A 19,347-nucleotide genomic window follows, 5' to 3' on the forward strand; every position below is an offset into this window, starting at 1 on the left:
AGTACTACCAGGCCAGCTGGGCGATCTCCTCGGCCACCACGGCGCAGGCGTCCGCCGACGGGTCGATCAGCGGGAAGTGCCCCACCCCGTCCAGCAGCGTCAGCCCCACCATCTCCCCGGCCTTCGCCGCGGCGTCCACGAACGCCTCCGTCACGGCCTGCGGCACGGTGATGTCGTCCACGCCCTGGACCACGGCGGTCGCGATCCCCGTCGGCAGCAGCAGGGCCGGATCCACGTGTGCGCTCCGCGCCTCGAAGTCGTCCACGCCGCCCAGGAGCTGGTGCAACGCGCCCGAGCAGACGTCCAGCTCCACCGCGCTCGCGAAGTCCCCGATCGGGGCCAGCGCGACCACCCCTCGCAGCGGCGGCGCGGCGGGCAGCCGCCACGGCGAGCCCTCGGGGAGCACGTGCCGGGCAGCCGCCCACAGGGCGAGCTGCCCGCCGGCCGAGTGCCCGGTGACCACGGTCTTGCGCAGATCCGCCGCCGGCAGCTCCCGGGCCGCCAGCGCCGGCAGGGCGTCCATCGCCGCGGCCACGTCGTCGAAGGTCTCGGGCCAGCGCCCCGCGACCGGGCCGGCCGAGCCCTGCCGCGGGATCTCGCCGCCGCGCCTGTACTCCACATTGGCCACCGCGAAGCCGCGCCGCGCGAGGAAGTCCGCGAACGGCGACACGTGCTGCCGGTCGTACGGCGCCCGCCAGGCCCCACCGTGCAGCAGGACCACGAGCGGCGCCCCGGCACGGCCGTCCCGCGGTGCGAAGAAGTCGATCACCTGGTCGGGGTGGCTCCCGTAGGCCGCGGACCCGTCGGGGGCGATCACCGGATGGGCGAACGCCGACTCGGTCTCGGCGGCGTCACGATCACGCGCGGCAGAATCCGACATGCTGCTCCAACCGTCCTGGGCCCGTGCCCAACTGGACTGACCTGCGGGGACGGTACCAGTACGACGAACCGCCGCCGTACGGGCCCGGAGTGTGGACCCGCACGGCGGCGGAGGGTCACGCCGCCCCCGGAGGACGGCCGGTCTCAGACCGCCAGCACTTCGGCGAGGATCCGTGCCGCCCGCTCGGCGTCGGCGAAACCGACGTACAACGGGGTGAAACCGAAGCGCAGGACGTCCGGGCGGCGCAGATCGCCGACCACGCCACGCTCGATGAGCGCGCGCATCACCGCCTCCGTCTCGTCCGCGTTCTCGCACCGCAGGGAGACCTGGCTGCCGCGCTCCGCGTGGGCGGCCGGGGTGACCGGGGTGACCCGGCCCTCGGGGACGTAGGCGGCGACGCACTCCAGGAAGAAGTCCGTCAGCGCCAGGGACTTGGCCCGCACGGCCTCGACCGCGACGCCCTCCCACACGTCCAGCGAAGCCTCCAGGGCCAGCATGGACAGGATGTCCGGGGTACCGACCCTGCCCCGTACGGAACCGTCCGCGGGGGCGTAACCGGGAGTCATCGCGAACGGGTCGGCGTGCGAGGTCCACCCGGGCAGGGGCGAGTCGAAAGCCGCCTGATGGCGTTCGGCGACGTACAGGTAGGCCGGCGAACCGGGGCCGCCGTTGAGGTACTTGTACGTGCAGCCGACGGCCAGGTCGACGCCGTGCGCGTCGAGACCCACGGGCAGCGCGCCCGCGCTGTGGCACAGGTCCCACACGGCGACGGCTCCCGCCTCGTGGACGGCGGCGGTGAGGCCGGGCAGATCGTGGAGCCGGCCCGAGCGGTAGTCGACGTGGTTGAGGAGGACCGCCGCCGTACGCGGGCCGAGCGCGGCCGGTACGTCGGACGGCGCGACCGGGACGACGCGGTGGCCCGTCATCCGGGCCGCCGAAGCGGCGATGTACCCGTCGGTGGGGAAGGTCGTCGCGTCGACGAGGATCTCGTCGCGGCCCTCTCCCGCGAGGCGGGTCGCCGCGACGACCGCCTTGAAGACGTTCACGCTGGTGGAGTCGCCCACCACGATCTGTCCCGCGGCCGCCCCGACCAGCGGGGCGATCCGGTCGCCGATCCGCTCGGGGGCGGTCCACCAGCCGCTCTCGTCCCAGGAGCGGATGCGCAGCGAGCCCCACTCACGGGTGATGACGTCCTGCATCCGCGCGGGGACGTGGCGGGGCAGCGCCCCCAGCGAGTTGCCGTCGAGGTAGACCGTGTCGTCGAGGGTGAACAGCTCGCGCAGGGCGGCCAGTCCGTCGGCGGCGTCGAGCGCCTCGGCGCGCTCCTTGAAGTCAGACATGGCTACGCGCCGTCCACAGCTCGGGGAACACGCTCTTGGTGGCCCGCTTCTCCAGCCAGGCGACCCCGGCCGATCCGCCGGTTCCCGTCTTCGAGCCCATCGCCCGCCGGGTGGCGGTCAGATGGTCGTTGCGCCAGCGCCACACCAGCTCGCCGACATCGGTCAGCACCTCGCCGAGCCGCACGAGCTCGGCGTTCTGGTCAGCGTCCGCGTAGATCTCCGCCCAGACGGCCTCGACCGCGGGGGACGGCTCGTACTTCTGCGAGAGGTCCCGCTCCAGCACCGACTGCGGCACGGCGTATCCACGCCGGGCGAGCAGGGCGAGCGTCTCGTCGTACAGACCGGGTTCGTGGAGCGCCTTCTCCAGCTCGGCGTGGACGCGGGGCGCGCCCCGGTGCGGCACGAGCATGGAGGCGGACTTGTCGCCCAGCAGGAATTCCATCCGGCGGTACATCGCCGACTGGAAGCCGGACCCCTCGCCGAGGGAGCCGCGGTAGGAGTTGAACTGGGCGGGGGTGAGGCCGGCGAGCGGCTTCCAGGAGGCGTTCAGCGCCTCCAGCTCCCGCAGCGAACGCTTCAGGGCGTCACGGGCGACCGGTATGCGGTCCTCGCGCAGGGCGTGCGCCGCCGTCTCCCACTCATGGACGATGACCGTGAACCACAGCTCCATGACCTGGGTGGTGACCAGGAAGACCATCTCGCCGGGATCGTCCGAGCGCAGGTGCTGGAGGTGGGTCAGGACGTCCGCCTGGACGTAGTCCTCGTACGGAGTCGTTCCCGCGAAGTCCAGGTGCGGGTTGTCCGCACCGGTGGCTTCGGGGTCGGGGTGGATCGTCGACATTTCTGTCTCCTCGACACGAGCTTCCGGGTAGCGGTCCGCCCCTTCCTCTGAGGTGGTGGAGCTCCGGTCCCCTGCACGGCATCCTAACGGCCTTCAGCGGGACGCGCCGGGGCCCCGCGGGCTGCTGCCCGCGGGGCCCCGGAGGGAGGCGTCGTCTCAGCCCAGGATGTCGGCGGCGGTCTGCGAGGAGTCGCGCAGGAACGAGGAGCAGCGCTCGTACTCCTCCTGCTCACCGATCGCCTGCGCGGCGCGCGCGAGGGCGTGCAGGGCCCGCAGGAAGCCGCGGTTCGGCTCGTGCTCGAACGGGACGGGGCCGTGGCCCTTCCAGCCCGCGCGGCGCAGGGCGTCGAGGCCGCGGTGGTAACCGGTGCGCGCGTACGCGTACGACTCGACGACCCGGCCGCCCTCGTACGCCTCGTCGGCGAGCTGCGCCCAGGCCAGCGAGGAGGTGGGGTACTTCGCCGCGACATCGGCGGGCGCCGTGCCGCTCGCGAGCAGCTCGCGCGGCTCCGGATCGTCGGGCAGGTGGGTCGGGGCAGGGCCCCCGAGAAGGTTCTCGTGGATGGACATGGTTCAAGTGTGCCTGGGCCGGGGTTCCGGCTCCAAGGGCGGGGCCGACACCCCGCAGTGCGTCGAACACACCGGCCGGGGCTCCGGCCGGGCCTCGGGAGGCCTCCGCACGGCCCACCAGGCGATCACCGAACCGGCCACCAGCAGACCGGCGCACATCGGCATGGCCCGCCGGAACGTCGAGGCGAACTCCCCCGCGTCGCGGTACGCCTCCGGGCCCATCCCGGCCAGCAGCGGGAGCGCGGCCACCGCGAGCAGCCCGGCCGCCCGCGCCGCCGCGTTGTTGATGCCGCTGGCGAGCCCGGCCCGGCCGGTGTCCACCGCCGCCAGGACGGTCGCGGTGAGGGGCGCCACCAGGGTGACCATGCCGAGGCCCAGCACCAGCACGGCGGGCAGGACGTCCAGCGGGTAGGAGGCGCCGGGGCCGACCCGCAGCATCAGGAGCATCCCGGCGGCTGCCAGCAGCGGGCCGACGGTGAGGGGGATGCGGGGCCCGATACGCCGGCCGAGGTCGCCCGCCGACGCGGAGAAGAGCAGCATCAGCACCGTGGTGGGCAGGAGCGCGGTGCCTGCGCCGAGCGCCGAGTAACCGGCGACCACCTGGAGCTGGATCGCGGAGAGGAAGAAGAACCCGCCCAGGGCCGCGTACACACAGAACGTGACGATGTTGACGGCCGTGAACTGCCGCGACGCGAAGATCGACGGCGGCACCATGGGGTCGGCCCGGCGCCGCTCCAGCCGCACGAAGGCCGCACCGAGAACCACGCCACCGAGTGCCGCACCGATCACGGTGACGGAAGCGCCCTGCTCGGGCACCTCGATCAGCGCGTAGGTGACCAGGGCGAGAGACAGCGCGGCGAGGGCGGCGCCGAGCACGTCGAACCGGCCGTGGGCGTCCGGGTCCCGGGACTCCGGTACGTGGCGCAGGGCCACGGGCACACAGACGGCGGCGAGCGGCAGGTTGAGCAGGAACACCCACCGCCACCCCGGCCCGTCCACCAGCCATCCCCCGAGGAACGGCCCGACTGCCGCGCCGACCCCGCCGAGCCCGGACCACAGCCCCACGGCACGGGCCCGGTCGTCGGGGTGGAAACTCGCCTGGATGATCGCCAGCGAACCGGGCGTGAGAAGCGCGCCGCCGACCCCCTGCAACGCCCGCGAGGCGACCAGCACCTCCGCGTTCGGTGCGATCCCGCACAGCAGCGAGGCCGCGGCGAACCAGACCACCCCGAGGACGAACACCCGCCGCCGCCCGAACCGGTCCCCGAGCGCTCCTCCGAGCAGGATCAGACCGGCCAGGGTGAGCATGTAGGCGTTGACGGTCCACTGCAGGGCGGCCATGTCGGTGCCGAGGTCCTCGCCGATGCGGGGGAGGGCCACATTGATGACCGTGGAGTCGAGCAGAGCCATGCTGGACCCGAGCACGGTGGTCAGGACGACCCACCGGCCCACGGGCGAGGCGACCCGGATCCCGTCGCCGTCCGCGCCGTCCGTGTCAGTCATACGAGCAGCATCACCGCTGCCGCTCCGACCGGCCATTCACACGCCGCCCGAGGAGCCGTTTCCAGCCCCTCCGGCGGGCAGGGACGAGCCCCGCGCAGCGGTACGGCACGGGCCCGGCCCCCCGAAGGGAGACCGGGCCCGCACCTGTGTCCGTGACGTACTTACTTCAGCTTGGTACCGGCGGAACGCAGGTTGGCGCAGGCCTCCGTGACGCGCACGGCCATGCCGGCCTCGGCGGCCTTGCCCCACGTGCGCGGGTCGTAGGTCTTCTTGTTGCCGACCTCGCCGTCGACCTTGAGGACACCGTCGTAGTTGCGGAACATGTGGTCCGCGACCGGGCGGGTGAAGGCGTACTGGGTGTCGGTGTCGAGGTTCATCTTCACGACGCCGTTCTCCAGTGCGGTGGCGATCTCCTCGGCCGTGGAGCCCGAGCCGCCGTGGAAGACGAAGTCGAAGGGCTGGCTTCCGGCCGGCTTGCCGTACTTCGCGGAGACGCCCTCCTGGAGGTCCTTGAGGAGCTCGGGACGCAGGACGACGTTGCCCGGCTTGTAGACGCCGTGGACGTTGCCGAAGGACGCTGCCAGCAGGTAGCGGCCCTTCTCGCCCAGGCCGAGCGCCTCGGCCGTACGCAGCGCGTCGTCGACGGTCGTGTACAGCTCGTCGTTGATCTCGTGCGTGACGCCGTCCTCCTCGCCACCGGTCGGGGTGATCTCGACCTCAAGGATGATCTTGGCGGCGGCGGCCTTGGCCAGCAGCTCCTGGGCGATGGACAGGTTGTCGGCGAGAGTCTCGGCCGAGCCGTCCCACATGTGCGACTGGAACAGCGGGTTCAGACCCTTGGCGACGCGCTCCGCGGAGACGTCGAGCAGCGGACGGACGTAACCGTCCAGCTTGTCCTTGGGGCAGTGGTCGGTGTGCAGCGCGACCGTGATGTCGTACTTGGCGGCGACGATGTGCGCGAACTCGGCCAGGGCTACGGCGCCCGTCACCATGTCCTTGTTGTACTGGCCGCCCAGGAATTCGGCACCACCGGTGGAGATCTGGACGATGCCGTCGCTCTCCGCCTCCGCGAAGCCGCGCAGTGCAGCGTGCAAGGTCTGGGTCGACGTCACATTGATGGCCGGGTAGGCGAACTTGCCTGCCTTCGCCCGGTCGAGCATCTCGGCGTAGACCTCGGGGGTTGCGATGGGCATCTGTCCGCTCCTTGGGATGTGCGGGTGTGCAGTGCTTGGTCCCTGACCTGGGGGCGACGTCATCGTCGCCCACATCTTCCCAGACTCTCGCCTCGGCTCCACGCTGCCCGTCGACCAGCCGCTCCCCGTTTCACGTGAAACGGGGAGCGCCCCAAGAAAGCTGCAGGTCAGCCCAGGTCGAGGTCAGACACCGAGTAGACATGGACGTACGGCAGACCGGCCTCCGCGATCGCCGGAGCGGCCCCGCGCTCGACGATCACGGCGACGGCCACGACCTCGCCGCCGGCCTCACGCACGGCCTCGACCGCGGTCAGCGGGGAGCCACCGGTCGTCGAGGTGTCCTCGACGACGAGGCAGCGACGGCCCTTGACGTCCGTGCCCTCGATGCGGCGCTGCATCCCGTGGGCCTTCTGCGCCTTGCGGACGACGAACGCGTCCAGGCTCTTCCCGCGCGCCGCCGACGCGTGCAGCATCGAGGTGGCCACCGGGTCGGCGCCCAGCGTCAGACCGCCGACGCAGTCGTAGTCCAGCTCGGCGGTGGCATCGAGCATCACCTGGCCGACCAGCGGCGCGGCCTTGCCGTCCAGCGTGATCCGGCGCAGGTCGATGTACCAGTCGGCTTCCAGACCCGAGGAGAGGGTCACTTTGCCGTGCACCACGGCCTTGTCCTTGATCTGCTGGAGCAGCTCAGCACGTACGTCAGTCATGTCAACGAGGGTAAGGGCTGCCGCGGAGGGTTCAGAGCCGCGCCCAGCTCCAGGTCGTCGTGATCTCCAGGGGCTCGATCGGGGTGACCAGCCGGGGGGCCGTGTTCAGCCCGTTCGGCGGCCCGGACTGCGGCTCCACGCAGACCGCCTCCGCCTGCTCGTCGTAGATCACCACCCACTCGTCCCGGCTCTTGACCGTCAGCTCCAGCTGCTCGGGCCACGTCAGCTTCACGTCGACACCCGCGGGCATCCCGAAGCAGTCGTCCCACGGGCCGGGCCGGGGGTCGATCCGGCGGCCGGTCGGCAGGTGGTTGTCGCCGCGCTCCTCCTGCCAGGCCGCGTCGAAGTCGATCCGCACGTCCTGGCCGCCGAGGTTCCGGAGGAACCAGGGGTGCCACCCGGCCTGCGCCGGGAAAGAGTCCCCGTACGTCTCGATGCCGAGGCTCAGCGTCAGCGATTCCTCGGTCAGCTCGAAGGACTGCGTCACCCGGCCCTCGTACGGCCATGGGTCGGCCAGGTCGTAGAAGAAGGCGGCTTCCGTGTCGCCCTCCCGGGCCGGCCGCCAGGAGGTGTCGCGGCCGGTTCCGTGGATGGCGTGCGGTGGGGAGTTGAGCGGCATCTGGTGCGGCTCACCACCGTTGCGGAACAGGCCGTTCTCGGTGCGGCCGCACCACGGCACCATGGGAAAGCAGCCGTACCGCTCGCCCTGGCGCAGCAGTTCGGTGTCCCCGATCCGCAGGCTGCTGATCCGGCAGCCGTTCACGGGGTCAACGGTCAATTCGACGTCGCCGGCGGTCAGCCGGGCGTTCTTCGCAACTCTGCTCACCCCCCGACACTACTGGCGCGGGGCGGCTCCTTACGGCCGCCTGCGCCGCAGTGCCCTGCCCACCACCACCGCCGAGGCGATCGCCAGGGCGGCTGCCGGGGCGGCCCAGCGGAGCGTGATGCCCGCGGCACCCGCCTCGGGCGCCGGGACGGGGGCGTACCGGCCGCGCGGCGGGGCGTGGTCGACCTCCTCCGTGCTGCGGCCGATCATCGTGCGGCGGGCGTGCGCGGCCTCGGCGGGCGGCTCGTCCGGCACGGTGAACTCGATCTCCGCGGACGGGTCGAGCGACGGCGGCGGCACGGGCGCGTCGAACACGGACCCCTTGTCGGCGGACGGCGGCTCGGCAGGCTGCGATTCGGCGGACGGCGACTCGGGAGACGGCTCGGGAGAAGTGGCCTCGGGTGACGCCCCCTCGGCAGACGCCGCTCCGGGCTCCCCGGCCGGCGCGTCGGACTCCCCCGCCCCGTCCCGCGCAGCCAGGGTCTCCGTCACCAGCTGCTGCGTGAAGCGGTCCAGCAGCCGCTGCGCGGCGGCGAGCGCCGCGGCCGTGTCCAGTTCCACGATGCGGCCGTCACCGCTCACCGTTCCGGTGAATCCGATCGTCGTGCCACCGTCCGTCTCCGTGAGGCCGACGGTCAGTGCGAGCTTCGCCGAGCCCGTGCCCCGGGCCTCCACGCCCTCCCCGGCCACGGAGAAGGAGTCACCCCCGTCCGAAGGCCGCAGCGTCAGCGCCCCGCGATACGTGATCGTGTGGCCGTCGGCCCGGAATTTCAGCCGGCCCGCCAGCGGCCCCGCCGACGCGTCGGCATCCTGCTGGAGTCCTGGCACGCAGCGCGCGACGCGTGCGGGATCACCCAGCGTCCGCCGCAGGGCCGGAACCGGAACCGGAACGAACACCTCATGCTCCATACCGACCGAGCCTACTCAGCCCCGGCCGTCCCGTCAGCGCTTCCACCCCGGACACCGTGCGGACCGCGCCGCACCACCGTGCTCACGGTTCCTCCCAGTACCGCGGGTGGACCAGCGTCGACGGCAGTGCCCCGTGCTGCCGCACCCGCTCCGCCGAGCGACGCCCGGCCAGCAGCTCCCGCTCCCCCAGCGTCCGCAGGGCGGGCGCCCCCGGGTCCAGCCCGAGCCGGCCCGCCTCCTGCCGGGCGGCCAGCACGAACCCCCAGTCCCGCGGTGCCTCCGCCCCGCTCGCCGCGGCCCGGTCCGGCCCCGCCGCGAACCCGGTGAGGCGCCCATCGACGCGGTAGGGCCGGGTCGTGAGTCCGCCCGCCCGTACCGAGGCCTCCACCGTCCAGAACGTCGTCGGTCTGCTGCCCGGCGACCCCGCGTGCACCACCAGCCGGCCGCCGGGCTCCAGTGCCCCGGCGACCAGCCCGTAGAACTCGGCCGCGTAGAGCTTCGTGCTCGCCGTGATCCCCGGGTCGGGGAGGTCCGAGATCACCACGTCGTAGCGCTCGCGTGCGGTTCGCAGCCATGTGAAGGCGTCCCCGGCGACCGCCGTCAGCCGGGGATCGTCGTACGCGTGCCCGTTCATCCGGGAGAGCGCCGGGTCCGTACGGGCCAACCGGGTGACGGCCGGATCGAGCTCGACCACCACGACGGAAGTGACATCCGGGTAGCGCAGCACCTCGCGGGCTGCCAGCCCGTCGCCGCCGCCCAGGATCAGCACCCGCCGGTGGACGCCCTTCATCGCGGGGTGCACCAGCGCCTCGTGGTAGCGGTGCTCGTCCCGGGAGCTGACCCGGAGGCGGCCGTCCAGATAGAGGTCGACGGCGCCCCGCCCCGGCCCCGTGAGGACGATCTCCTGTACGTCGGTCTGCACGGCGACCCGCACCTCGTCCCCGTACACCGCGCGCCGTGCCGCCCGCTCGAAGTCGTCGACCAGGACGGAGGCCGTGGCCAGCAGGACGATCACCGCGCAGTTGACCAGGATCAGCAGCCAGCGCGACCTGGTGCCCAGGTCGCGCCGGAACACCCACAGCACCAGCGCCCCGCCCGCTGCCGCGTTGACCGCGCCGGTGAACAGCGCTCCCGTCAGCTGGCCCATCATCGGCAGCAGCAGGAACGGGAAGGCCAGCCCGCCGACCAGCGCGCCCACGTAGTCGGCGGCGAAGAGGTCCGCGACCGCCCCGCCCGCGTCCTGCCGGTCGACCCGCTGGATCAGCGTCATCAGCAGCGGGATCTCCGCGCCGATCAGGATGCCGATCGCTAGCGAGAAGCCGACCAGCGCGTAGCGCGACTCCCCGAGCCAGGCGAAGGAGGCGTACAGGATCAGCGCCGACGTGCCGCCGACGAGCGCCAGCGCGGCCTCGATCAGCCCGAACCCCACGGCGGCGCGGCCGCGTAAACGTTTCGCGAGAAGTGAGCCGATGCCCATCGCGAACACCATCACGGAGAGCACGACCGACGCCTGCGTGACCGAGTCACCGATCAGGTACGAGGCCAGCGCGACCAGTTCCAGCTCGTACACCAGACCGCACGCGGCACAGATGAAGACCACGGCCAGCACGAGGAACCGGCCGGTCCTAGGCCGCACGGGAAGCCCCGCCACGCCCCCTCGCAGCGACATCTGCTGGTCGATCATGAAATGAACGCTACGTGACGGGAAGGTCGCTGCTTGTCACCCACACGGGTGCAAGTGGTGTGCGCCGGACGCGCGCCGAGCCCGGCGCACATCGCACCGGCCCGGCCCCGCGCACCCCCTTCACGACACCGCTGCCGGCACCCGCACCCCCACCCGCGACCGGGTGACCACCAGCTGCCCCTCCTGGGGATACGCGTGCCAGGTCCGCCAGCGCACCTGGCCCTCCGTCCGCTGCGCGAGCATCGCGGTGAAGGCGTAGGGGCTGCCGGGAAACGTCCCCGCCAGTCCGTGCGGATGGTCGGTCACCAGCGCGAGCAGCTCCTGCGCACGCCCCGCGAACGAGCCCTCCGAGAGCGTCTCGACGCGCGCCGCGAATTCGTAGTCCCAGTCACCCAGGCTCTCGGCGACACCCAGCGGCAGCGGCGTGCTGCTGCCCGGCAGACAGGCCACGGTCTCGGAGCACGTACGGCGCTCCTCCTCCAGCAGCACCTGATGAGAGGCGCCGAGCAGCCTCAACTGCACCTTCGCTCCCGCTAGTTGGAGGTCGAGTACGGCGAGGGCGGGCAGCGGTTCCCGCCCGAGCGTCCATGCCAGATCGGCGGCTCGGGTATCGGAGTAGGCGGTCTGGAGGGTTGTGAGCATGGATCGGCTCCGCAAAACGCACAGGGACACATGGACAGGAGGTACCCCCGTGCCGGCGCACGCGGGGGAGGAGGAGCCCGATCCGGCCCAACTGGGTTCCGGGGGCTGAATGTTCTCTACAACGATGCAATCACGAAGTACGTCGCACTCACAGCGTTTTTACCCAACTTGCCGTGGTTTCCATCCCTCAGGGGGCAGGACGGTTCACCTGTTCCCGCACGCCCAACAAAAAGGTGTCCGGCGGGAGTTCGTTCCCACCGGACACCTCAGGCGCACCCGCACCGCCCCCCGTACGGGACGGGCGATCCCGTCTCAGTCAGTTGCCGCCGCCACCGCCGCAGCCTCCGCCACCCCCACCGCCGCAGCTGCTGCCGCCCCCGCACGAATGCCCGCCTGAGTCACCGCCGCCGGAGTCACCGCCGCCGGAGTCCCCGGCCCACCAGCTGCCCGAGCTCCCTCCGGAGCCGCTGTCCGAGCTGCGGCGCCCACTGCGCCCGGCGCGCGACGACGGCGCCCTCCCGCGGCCACCGGATCCCGAGGCGAGGGCGGCGATGCCCACCACCACGATCACCAGGAAAACGATGAAGAAGAACGACTCCATCGACCTCACATCCTTCTGTCCCCCGAAGCGAGGTCCCCGCTTCTCGACTGCCCGTTGGATTCCCACGCCCCGCCGCGGCCAAAGCAGACTTGAGCAACTCCAGAGCTTCGGCACAGGATGGCGCCCATGACACAGGGACGACCGCTGCTCAACCGCCGCCTCACCGAGTTCGGCACGACGATCTTCGCGGAGATGTCGGCGCTGGCCGCACAGACCGGGGCGATCAACCTCGGCCAGGGCTTCCCCGACACCGACGGCCCCGAGGAGATCCGCGAGGCCGCCGTCCGCGCCCTGCGCGCCGGCCACGGCAACCAGTACCCACCGGGCCCCGGCATCCCCGAGCTGCGTTCCGCTGTCGCGGAGCACCAGCTGCGGTACTACGGACTGGAGTACGACCCCGATGCCGAGGTCCTGGTCACCACGGGCGCCACGGAGGCGGTGGCCGCCTCCCTGCTGGCCCTCCTGGAGCCCGGCGACGAGGTCATCGCCCTGGAGCCGTACTACGACTCGTACGCCGCCTGCATCGCCATGGCAGGCGGTACCCGCGTCCCCGTCACGCTCAGGCCCCACGAGGGTGCCTACCGGCTCGACCTCGACGAGCTGCGCGCGGCCGTCACGCCCCGCACCCGGCTGATCCTGCTCAACACCCCGCACAACCCGACCGGCACCGTCCTGACCCGTGACGAACTCGCGGCCGTCGCCGCACTCGCGTGCGAGCGGGACCTCCTGGTCGTCACCGACGAGGTCTACGAGCACCTCGTCTTCGAGGGCGAGCACATCCCCCTCGCGTCCTTCCCCGGCATGCGGGAGCGCACGGTCAGCATCAGCAGCGCGGGCAAGACGTTCTCGCTGACGGGCTGGAAGATCGGCTGGATCACCGCGAGCCCGGAACTGGTCACCGCGGTCCGCTCCGCCAAGCAGTTCCTGACGTTCGTCTCCGGCGGCCCCTTCCAGTACGCCGTCGCCGAGGCCCTGCGGCTGCCCGACAGCTATTTCGACGGGCTCCGCACCGACCTGCGTGCCAAGCGCGACCTGCTCGCCGGGGGCCTCGCCGAGGCCGGCTTCGAGGTCTACAAGCCCGCCGGAACGTACTTCGTCAGCGCCGACATCCGCCCGCTCGGCGACGGGGGTGACGGCTTCGCCTTCTGCCGTGCGCTCCCCGGACGCTGCGGTGTCGTCGCCGTGCCGAACGCGGTCTTCTACGACCACCGCGAGCAGGGCGCCCCCTTCGTACGCTTCGCGTTCTGCAAGCGCACGGACGTGCTCACCGAGGCGGTCACCCGGCTGAAGAGCCTCCGGGCCTCCTGACCGCCCACGACGGAGGCCCGGTCCGGGCGCCGGCCGTGTGGGCCGCGCTCCGGACCGGGCCTCCGCGGTCCGGCCGGCTCAGGCCTCCGTGGGCTCCTCGCCCTCGTCCTTCTTCTCGGCGGGCTCCAGGCCGAGACGCTCCACGAGCCACTTGTCGAACTCGATCGAGGCCCGCACCCAGCTGACCGTCGAGGAGACGAAGTGCTCCAGGCTGACACCGGTGCCGATGAGCATCTGCGCCTCACCGACCAGCCGCACGGAGGCGGCGGTGCCCTCCTCGCCCTCGTGGGCGTGCGTGTAGACCTTGGGCCACAGGGTGCGGCGGTTCCAGTCGTCGATCGCGTCGAGGAGAACGGGCCGCTGGTCCAGGGCGTGGGGGCGGTCGTAGAAGGTCCGGACGGAGAAGACCTGCTGCTCCTCCTCGCCGCGGAACATGAAGTACGTCCGGAAGTCTTCCCACGGCGCGGCGAGGTCGCCCTCGTCGTCGACGACGAACTTCAGCTCCATCTGCTCGAGGAGCTGCTTGACGAGGTCCTGGTCGGGGACCACGGGGCCCTCGGGGCCTGACGTCTGGGGTTCGGGCTGGCCCCCGAAGTTAGGGATCGAGGACGGGTCGATAGACATCGCTGGGTACTCCTGTGGATCGCACGTGGTTTCCTGGCTTCGACCCTAGCCGCCATCGCGGCCGGTGGTCCTATGCGCTCAGGGGAATCGTCCCCGCGCTCGTTCCCCTGGCACGCGACCAGGAAACCGCGACCAGGACCGCGCAGAGCGTGCCGACGAGACCCGCCCCTCCGATCGTCCGCGCCGAGGACCCGGACAGCTCCGCGGCCAGGCCGCCCGCCGCGACGCCGATCCCCTGCATGGCGGTCAGCCCCGACCTGGCCAGGCCCAGTGCCTGACCGCGCTGATCGGCAGGGGTGAGCAGCACGAAGGTCGCACCCGCGGTGATCTGGTAGGCGGAACAGAGGCCGGACACCAGCAGGACCAGCAGGGCAACGCCCACACCGGGGCCCGCCCAGTAGACGACCAGCGGAAGGTTCGCGCCCACCGCCAGCGGCCCGAGCAGCCGGCGGCGCCGCTCCACGTCGAATCCCGCCCGCCCCAGGAACGCCGCGCCCAGGACCATGCCGGTGGGATGCGCGGCGAGCAGGAGCCCCACCGACGCGGCGCCGGCGCCGGCCTCCTCGGCGAAGGGAGCGGCCAGGCCCTCCGGCAGCACGATGAACCCGGCCAGCCAGCCGAGCGCGACCAGCGACCGCAGCCGGGGGTCCGACCAGATCAGTGCGGCGGCCTTCCCCACCTGGGTGTGCATCCGCTTCGGCGGGGCGTCGGCTTCCTTGTCCACCGGCCTCGCCTTCACGCCCAGTCTGATCAGGGCCGCGGAGATCAGGAACGTCACCGCGTTCAGCCCGAGGGAGACGTGGCTGCCCAGCCAGACGACGAGCACCCCGCCGACGGCGAAGCCGACCAGCTGTCCGGCCTGGTGGGTGATCAGCATGACCCGCTGCCCCCGCTCGTACAGGCGCTCGCCCAGGACGGCCGGCATGAGGGCGCCCTGCGACGCCCCGAAAGGCGCCTCGGCGAGCTGGGCCAGCACCAGGAGCCCTGCCAGCAGCGGCAAGGGCGTACCGGGCAGGGCCATGAGTCCGACGAGGACGGCGCGCACCAGATCGCAGCTGATCATGACCGTGCGCCGGGGGAAACGGTCGGCGAGACCGGCGAGGAGCACCCCGGACAGCAGCGCGGGCAGACTCGTCAGGGCGTAGGTCGCCGCGGTCCAGCCGGCCGACTCGGTGCGTTCGAACACCAGCAGCGACAACGCCACCCGCGCCAGCTGGTCACCCAGCACCGACTGTGCAAAAGCCGCCCACAGCGTACGAAATTCGCTCAGGCGGATGAGGCTGTCACTTTTGCAATCCTTCGGCTCCGCACTCTGCTCACCGGGTATCCGCTCCGTCATGCGCGTACCTTACCGGCTTCGGAATTCGGACCGTCCACCCCCGCCGCAAAGTAATGGGGCCCGGAGTGTCCTGATATTGCGCGGAACACGATCACCCGCACAGTCGGCCCGCCGGTTCCACCCGAGCGCACAGATATGTATCGCCGCGGTACAAAAAGCGAGGTCCGGAGCGTATCGCGTCCCCCATTCAGCCACGGAATACAAATTTTCGGCTCAATTTAGTGGGCGGTTCCACCGATGATGCGTGCCGGATGCACACATCAATGCGGACACGGGCCGTACACACGTGTGTCCCCGGCCGGGGACACGAGGTCCTCCGGCCGGGGACACAGGTCACCGGCTACCGCCTACAGCGTCTTCGCCGCGGTCGTGGTGCCCACGATCAGTCCGTCACCGGCCCGGTCCACCCGGACCGTGTCGCCGTCCTTGACCTCGCCCGCCAGGATCTCCTTCGCGAGCCGGTCGCCGATCGCGGTCTGGATGAGCCGGCGCAGCGGCCGGGCGCCGTACGCCGGGTCGTTGCCCTCCACGGCCAGCCAGGCCAGGGCGTCCGGGGTGACGTCGAGGTGGATCCGGCGGTCGGCCAGCCGGCCGGCGAGACGGGCCACCTGAAGCCCCGCGATGTGCGCCAGCTCGTCACCGGACAGGGCGGAGAAGACGACCAGGTCGTCGAGCCGGTTGAGGAACTCCGGCTTGAACGAGGCCCGTACGACCTCCAGGACCTGCTCCTTCTTCACCTCGGGCTCGATCAGGGGATCGATGAGGAACTGGCTGCCCAGGTTCGACGTGAGGATCAGAATGGTGTTGCGGAAGTCCACCGTCCTGCCCTGCCCGTCGGTGAGCCGGCCGTCGTCGAGCACCTGGAGCAGGATGTCGAAGACCTCGGGGTGGGCCTTCTCGACCTCGTCCAGCAGCACGACGCTGTACGGGCGGCGGCGGACCGCCTCCGTGAGCTGGCCGCCCTCCTCGTAGCCGACGTAGCCGGGCGGGGCCCCGACGAGCCTGGCGACGCTGTGCTTCTCGCTGTACTCGCTCATGTCGATGCGGATCATGGCCCGCTCGTCGTCGAACAGGAAGTCCGCGAGCGCCTTGGCCAGCTCCGTCTTGCCGACCCCGGTCGGGCCGAGGAAGAGGAACGAACCCGTGGGCCGGTCGGGGTCGGCGATCCCCGCGCGCGTACGGCGCACGGCGTCCGACACGGAGCGCACGGCCTCGGTCTGGCCGATCAGCCGCCTGCCCAGCTCCGACTCCATCCGCAGCAGCTTCTGGGTCTCACCCTCCAGGAGGCGTCCGGCCGGGATCCCGGTCCAGGCTCCGACGACGTCGGCGATGTCGTCCGGGCCGACCTCCTCCTTGACCATGGTGTCCTTGTCCTGGGCGGCCTCCTGCTCGGCCTCGTCGGCCTCGGCCAGCTCCCGCTCCAGGCCGGGGATCTCCCCGTACAGCAGCTTGGAGGCGGTGTCGAAGTCACCGTCGCGCTGGGCGCGTTCGGCCTGGCCGCGCAGCTCGTCGAGGCGCTCCTTGAGCTCACCGACGCGGTTCAGGCCCTGCTTCTCCTTCTCCCAGCGGGCGGTGAGGCCGCGCAGCTCCTCCTCCTTGTCGGCGAGGTCGCGGCGGATCTTCTCCAGGCGCTGCTTGGAGCCCTCGTCGCTCTCGTTCTTGAGCGCCAGCTCCTCCATGTGCAGACGGTCGACGGACCGCTGGAGCTCGTCGATCTCCAGGGGCGAGGAGTCGATCTCCATACGGAGCCGGGAGGCCGCCTCGTCGACGAGGTCGATGGCCTTGTCGGGGAGGAACCGGGAGGTGATGTAGCGGTCCGAGAGCGTCGCGGCGGCCACCAGCGAGGAGTCGGCGATCTGGACCTTGTGGTGCGCCTCGTAGCGGCCCTTGAGGCCACGGAGGATGGCGATGGTGTCCTCGACGGACGGCTCGGCGACCAGGACCTGCTGGAAGCGGCGCTCCAGGGCGGGGTCCTTCTCGATGCGCTCGCGGTATTCGTCCAGCGTGGTGGCGCCGACCATGCGGAGCTCACCACGGGCGAGCATCGGCTTGAGCATGTTGCCCGCGTCCATCGCGGAGTCGCCGCCGGCGCCCGCGCCGACGACGGTGTGCAGCTCGTCGATGAAGGTGATGATCTGCCCGTCGCTCTCCTTGATCTCGGAGAGGACGGTCTTGAGGCGTTCCTCGAACTCGCCGCGGTACTTGGCGCCCGCGACCATCGCACCGAGGTCCAGGGACACGAGCCGCTTGTTCCGCAGGGACTCGGGTACGTCACCCTTGACGATGCGCTGGGCGAGGCCCTCGACGACGGCCGTCTTGCCGACGCCGGGCTCGCCGATGAGCACCGGGTTGTTCTTCGTGCGACGCGACAGCACCTGCACGACGCGGCGGATCTCCTGGTCACGGCCGATGACCGGGTCGAGCTTGCCCTCGCGGGCGGCGGCCGTGAAGTCCGTACCGAACTTCTCCAGCGCCTTGTACTGGCCCTCGGGGTCGGGAGTGGTCACCCGGCGCCCTCCCCTGCTCTTCTCGAATGCGTCCAGCAGCCTCTTCGCACTGGCTCCCTGCCCGTCGAGGATCTCACCGGCGCGGCCGCCCTTCGCCGCGAGGGCGATCAGCAGGTGCTCGGTGGAGAGATAGTCGTCGCCGAGCTCCTTGGCGCGCTGGTCGGCGTCGGCGATGACGGCGAGCATGTCGCGGCTCGGCTGCGGCGGTGCGACGGTCGAACCGGTCACACTGGGCAGCGAGCCCAGGAGCCGCTCGGTCGCCTCGCGTACGACCACCTGGTCGGCCTCGACGGCGGCCAGCAGGTCGGTGATGTTCGCGTTGTCCTCGCCCGCGAGCAGCGCAAGCAGCAGGTGCCCGGGGGTCAGATCGGGATGACCGTCCTTGACGGCCCTGCTGGTGGCCGCGTTCAGGGCGTCCCGGCTCTTGTTGGTCAGCTCGGCGTCCACGGGCGCTGTCTCCTCCTCGTGCTGGTGCTTCACGGAACTATGACTCGAACAACGGGTACAAAGTTGAGTCTATTCCACTCAAGGCCGATACGCGCCTCCCCTGCCCGGCCGTATACCCCTTCTCTAGGCTGACCCCATGCCTGACGTAAGCAACCCCGGCCCCGGATACCTCGCCTTCTGGCGGGAACGCCATGTGTGCACCCTGACCACGCTTCGCCCGGACGGCACACCGCATGTGGTGCCCGTGGGGGTGACCTACGACCCGGAGACGCGACTGGCCCGCGTCATCACCGGCGGGAACACAAGAAAGGCCGCCCACGTCCGGGCAGCGGGCCCCGGGGGCGCGCGGGTCGCGGTCTGCCAGATGGAGGGGCGCCGCTGGGCGACCCTGGAGGGCCGGGCAGTGGTCCGCACGGAGCCCGAGGAGGTCCAGGACGCGGTACGCCGCTACGCGGAGCGCTACGAGCGCACCCCGCGGCACAACCCGGAGCGGGTCGTCATCGAGATCGCCGTCGACAGGGCGCTCGGAAACGCCTAGGAATGCCGAATTGATTCCGGGCAGCACAACGGCGCCATCGTGTTCAGGTCACGATGGCGCCGCTGTGTGGGGGAAGTGCCGGAACGATATGGAACGACGGGGGAATCGTTCAGGCACTGCGGGGGGTGGCGGAAATGGCTTCTTGCTCGAACAGTTCATGGTCGCGCTGATCGAGATTTACGAAAATCATGCCGTACCTCACGGCACAGCGAACCGGTTGCGGTGCTCCGCGCGGCCGGCGAAGACAGCGATAGGCGCGGATATCGTCATCCGTTTCCATCACGACGACAATCGGCTCTCCGAACAGGGTGACCATCAACGAATCGCCCTGGCGGGTAAGTGCCGTGAGCAGATCGATGAAATGCCACCCTGAGCGATACGCCGTGGCCATCTCCCGCCGGAAGGTGCGGTCGTCCGGTGGGGTGGTCATGCCGCGGTGCCGGTCGGAGCCACACCCCACGTGATGTCACCCGGAGCGACCCCCCATGTGATGTCACCCGAGTTCGCACCCCACGTGATGTCGGCAGGAGCCGCACCCCACGTGATGTCACCCGCAGCCGCACCCCATGTGATGTCGCCGGGCACGGCCGACGCCTGCTCGGCCTGCACAGCCCCCCAGGTGATGTCGTGGGCACCCGACGTACCGTAGGCCAGGGCCCCCACGAAAGCTGTGGCAAGCACCGAGCGAAGCATTCGCTTAGACATTTCGGCTTCGTCCTCACTTGATGGATTCATCTCCCCCGCTCTCAAGACGATGTCTCACGCGGACACGCAAGCACCACTGGATCGATGCATCATGTTCTTGCACGTTCAGGAACATGGGGGGTGGAGATATGGATACATGCGACTCAAATGGGGCGCATCGGCACGGGATCACCCAACTATGCG

19 protein-coding genes are annotated in these 19,347 nt (G+C 71.2%); 2 read left to right on the forward strand and 17 right to left on the reverse strand.

The genetic code is table 11. From position 1 onward, the window contains the following. Positions 1-4 precede the first annotated feature (4 nt). The 12 genes from OG379_RS18570 to OG379_RS18625 form a co-directional block, all read right to left on the reverse strand. Positions 5-880 carry an alpha/beta hydrolase gene (locus tag OG379_RS18570; protein ID WP_405664207.1) on the reverse strand — a complete coding sequence of 292 codons (876 nt, stop codon included), beginning with the start codon at positions 878-880 and terminating at the stop codon, positions 5-7. Positions 881-1,023: 143 nt separating this feature from the next. Then, the gene (kynU, locus tag OG379_RS18575) at positions 1,024-2,220 is read right to left on the reverse strand and encodes a kynureninase (protein ID WP_405664209.1); all 1,197 of its coding nucleotides are present in this window, start codon (positions 2,218-2,220) and stop codon (positions 1,024-1,026) included. After that, the gene (locus tag OG379_RS18580; protein ID WP_356713915.1) at positions 2,213-3,061 is read right to left on the reverse strand and encodes a tryptophan 2,3-dioxygenase family protein; all 849 of its coding nucleotides are present in this window, start codon (positions 3,059-3,061) and stop codon (positions 2,213-2,215) included. Before OG379_RS18580 ends, kynU begins: the two co-directional genes overlap by 8 nt. A gap of 156 nt (positions 3,062-3,217) precedes the next feature. Beyond that, positions 3,218-3,631 (reverse strand): DUF3151 domain-containing protein, encoded by a 414-nt coding sequence (locus tag OG379_RS18585; RefSeq protein ID WP_033296606.1) that lies wholly within the window; start codon positions 3,629-3,631, stop codon positions 3,218-3,220. Positions 3,632-3,634: 3 nt separating this feature from the next. Beyond that, positions 3,635-5,134 (reverse strand): MFS transporter, encoded by a 1,500-nt coding sequence (locus tag OG379_RS18590; protein WP_405664212.1) that lies wholly within the window; start codon positions 5,132-5,134, stop codon positions 3,635-3,637. 161 nt (positions 5,135-5,295) lie between these two features. Then, entirely contained in the window at positions 5,296-6,327 is a 1,032-nt protein-coding gene (gene fbaA / locus OG379_RS18595) for a class II fructose-bisphosphate aldolase (protein ID WP_405664214.1), read from the reverse strand. 167 nt (positions 6,328-6,494) lie between these two features. Next, positions 6,495-7,034: an orotate phosphoribosyltransferase gene (gene pyrE / locus OG379_RS18600; RefSeq protein WP_405664216.1), complete on the reverse strand. Its 540-nt coding sequence runs from the start codon at positions 7,032-7,034 to the stop codon at positions 6,495-6,497. A 31-nt stretch (positions 7,035-7,065) separates the two neighbouring features. Then, entirely contained in the window at positions 7,066-7,860 is a 795-nt protein-coding gene (locus OG379_RS18605; protein ID WP_405664217.1) for an aldose 1-epimerase, read from the reverse strand. 30 nt (positions 7,861-7,890) lie between these two features. After that, entirely contained in the window at positions 7,891-8,769 is an 879-nt protein-coding gene (locus OG379_RS18610) for an SRPBCC domain-containing protein (protein WP_405664219.1), read from the reverse strand. 82 nt (positions 8,770-8,851) lie between these two features. Continuing rightward, positions 8,852-10,453, reverse strand: coding sequence for a polyamine aminopropyltransferase (locus tag OG379_RS18615; protein ID WP_405664221.1), 1,602 nt, complete (start codon positions 10,451-10,453; stop codon positions 8,852-8,854). 120 nt (positions 10,454-10,573) lie between these two features. Then, the gene (locus OG379_RS18620) at positions 10,574-11,095 is read right to left on the reverse strand and encodes a DUF2617 family protein (protein ID WP_405664223.1); all 522 of its coding nucleotides are present in this window, start codon (positions 11,093-11,095) and stop codon (positions 10,574-10,576) included. A gap of 316 nt (positions 11,096-11,411) precedes the next feature. Continuing rightward, a complete protein-coding gene (locus OG379_RS18625; protein ID WP_393756160.1) occupies positions 11,412-11,696 on the reverse strand; it encodes a hypothetical protein in 285 nt (94 codons plus the stop codon). Between the two features lie 126 nt (positions 11,697-11,822). On the opposite strand from OG379_RS18625, the gene OG379_RS18630 reads away from it, so the two are divergent. Further along, positions 11,823-13,004 carry a pyridoxal phosphate-dependent aminotransferase gene (locus OG379_RS18630; RefSeq protein ID WP_405664225.1) on the forward strand — a complete coding sequence of 394 codons (1,182 nt, stop codon included), beginning with the start codon at positions 11,823-11,825 and terminating at the stop codon, positions 13,002-13,004. A gap of 78 nt (positions 13,005-13,082) precedes the next feature. Here OG379_RS18630 and OG379_RS18635 read toward each other — a convergent pair whose 3' ends face one another. The 3 genes from OG379_RS18635 to clpB form a co-directional block, all read right to left on the reverse strand. Further along, positions 13,083-13,628 carry a YbjN domain-containing protein gene (locus tag OG379_RS18635; RefSeq protein WP_104787131.1) on the reverse strand — a complete coding sequence of 182 codons (546 nt, stop codon included), beginning with the start codon at positions 13,626-13,628 and terminating at the stop codon, positions 13,083-13,085. Between the two features lie 70 nt (positions 13,629-13,698). Beyond that, positions 13,699-14,967: an MFS transporter gene (locus OG379_RS18640; RefSeq protein ID WP_405664227.1), complete on the reverse strand. Its 1,269-nt coding sequence runs from the start codon at positions 14,965-14,967 to the stop codon at positions 13,699-13,701. A 347-nt stretch (positions 14,968-15,314) separates the two neighbouring features. Further along, positions 15,315-17,921 carry an ATP-dependent chaperone ClpB gene (gene clpB / locus OG379_RS18645; protein ID WP_405668571.1) on the reverse strand — a complete coding sequence of 869 codons (2,607 nt, stop codon included), beginning with the start codon at positions 17,919-17,921 and terminating at the stop codon, positions 15,315-15,317. A gap of 136 nt (positions 17,922-18,057) precedes the next feature. Here clpB and OG379_RS18650 point away from each other — a divergent pair, with 136 nt between their 5' ends. Further along, positions 18,058-18,459 carry a pyridoxamine 5'-phosphate oxidase family protein gene (locus OG379_RS18650; RefSeq protein WP_405664229.1) on the forward strand — a complete coding sequence of 134 codons (402 nt, stop codon included), beginning with the start codon at positions 18,058-18,060 and terminating at the stop codon, positions 18,457-18,459. A gap of 109 nt (positions 18,460-18,568) precedes the next feature. On the opposite strand, the gene OG379_RS18655 is transcribed toward OG379_RS18650, so the two are convergent. Further along, entirely contained in the window at positions 18,569-18,889 is a 321-nt protein-coding gene (locus OG379_RS18655; protein ID WP_033296620.1) for a (2Fe-2S)-binding protein, read from the reverse strand. Further along, positions 18,886-19,140, reverse strand: coding sequence for a 5'-nucleotidase (locus OG379_RS18660; protein WP_405664231.1), 255 nt, complete (start codon positions 19,138-19,140; stop codon positions 18,886-18,888). Before OG379_RS18660 ends, OG379_RS18655 begins: the two co-directional genes overlap by 4 nt. Between the last annotated feature and the right edge of the window lie 207 nt (positions 19,141-19,347).

The sequence above is a fragment of the Streptomyces sp. NBC_01166 genome, from assembly GCF_045039765.1.
Taxonomy (GTDB): domain Bacteria; phylum Actinomycetota; class Actinomycetes; order Streptomycetales; family Streptomycetaceae; genus Streptomyces.

What these genes read in the sequence shown, in the direction of transcription:
- OG379_RS18570 (WP_405664207.1), bottom strand. Translation starts at nt 880, where the DNA reads ATGTCGGATTCTGCCGCGCGTGATCGTGACGCCGCCGAGACCGAGTCG.
- kynU (WP_405664209.1), bottom strand. Translation starts at nt 2,220, where the DNA reads ATGTCTGACTTCAAGGAGCGCGCCGAGGCGCTCGACGCCGCCGACGGA.
- OG379_RS18580 (WP_356713915.1), bottom strand. Translation starts at nt 3,061, where the DNA reads ATGTCGACGATCCACCCCGACCCCGAAGCCACCGGTGCGGACAACCCG.
- OG379_RS18585 (WP_033296606.1), bottom strand. Translation starts at nt 3,631, where the DNA reads ATGTCCATCCACGAGAACCTTCTCGGGGGCCCTGCCCCGACCCACCTG.
- OG379_RS18590 (WP_405664212.1), bottom strand. Translation starts at nt 5,134, where the DNA reads ATGACTGACACGGACGGCGCGGACGGCGACGGGATCCGGGTCGCCTCG.
- fbaA (WP_405664214.1), bottom strand. Translation starts at nt 6,327, where the DNA reads ATGCCCATCGCAACCCCCGAGGTCTACGCCGAGATGCTCGACCGGGCG.
- pyrE (WP_405664216.1), bottom strand. Translation starts at nt 7,034, where the DNA reads ATGACTGACGTACGTGCTGAGCTGCTCCAGCAGATCAAGGACAAGGCC.
- OG379_RS18610 (WP_405664219.1), bottom strand. Translation starts at nt 8,769, where the DNA reads ATGGAGCATGAGGTGTTCGTTCCGGTTCCGGTTCCGGCCCTGCGGCGG.
- OG379_RS18615 (WP_405664221.1), bottom strand. Translation starts at nt 10,453, where the DNA reads ATGATCGACCAGCAGATGTCGCTGCGAGGGGGCGTGGCGGGGCTTCCC.
- OG379_RS18620 (WP_405664223.1), bottom strand. Translation starts at nt 11,095, where the DNA reads ATGCTCACAACCCTCCAGACCGCCTACTCCGATACCCGAGCCGCCGAT.
- OG379_RS18625 (WP_393756160.1), bottom strand. Translation starts at nt 11,696, where the DNA reads ATGGAGTCGTTCTTCTTCATCGTTTTCCTGGTGATCGTGGTGGTGGGC.
- OG379_RS18630 (WP_405664225.1), top strand. Translation starts at nt 11,823, where the DNA reads ATGACACAGGGACGACCGCTGCTCAACCGCCGCCTCACCGAGTTCGGC.
- OG379_RS18635 (WP_104787131.1), bottom strand. Translation starts at nt 13,628, where the DNA reads ATGTCTATCGACCCGTCCTCGATCCCTAACTTCGGGGGCCAGCCCGAA.
- OG379_RS18640 (WP_405664227.1), bottom strand. Translation starts at nt 14,967, where the DNA reads ATGACGGAGCGGATACCCGGTGAGCAGAGTGCGGAGCCGAAGGATTGC.
- OG379_RS18650 (WP_405664229.1), top strand. Translation starts at nt 18,058, where the DNA reads ATGCCTGACGTAAGCAACCCCGGCCCCGGATACCTCGCCTTCTGGCGG.
- OG379_RS18655 (WP_033296620.1), bottom strand. Translation starts at nt 18,889, where the DNA reads ATGACCACCCCACCGGACGACCGCACCTTCCGGCGGGAGATGGCCACG.